Annotated in this window: 1 pseudogene; it reads left to right on the top strand. The window is 57.6% G+C overall.

Annotated elements, in window-relative coordinates:
* Positions 1-159: 159 nt before the first annotated feature.
* Positions 160-243: pseudogene (locus GWC77_RS29025) on the top strand (IS6 family transposase); the annotation flags it as partial.

Below are 243 nucleotides of genomic sequence, written 5' to 3'. Positions count from 1 at the left end.
TCTCGTTGTACTCATGCGCGTTCGTGACCGCATAGCGCGGCTTGGCTCGTTTGCGCGCCTCACCCGTCTTCAGTCTCGCCTTGTAAGGCATGAAAGCTCACCCGTCCGATAGATCCCCGCACTCTTTTTACCCGACACCCTGCCGCCCCGCAAGTGGCTGCTGAACAAAGCCTCATCAAACCGATAATGGGATTCAAGGATTTCCGGTGCGCGCGCATCATCCTGGCCGGCATTGAGATCATG

The organism is Paraburkholderia sp. NMBU_R16 (genome assembly GCF_013282575.1).
Lineage (GTDB): Bacteria > Pseudomonadota > Gammaproteobacteria > Burkholderiales > Burkholderiaceae > Trinickia.
Note: the sequence above shows the minus strand (reverse complement) of the source record. Positions and strands in the feature narration are given on the sequence as shown.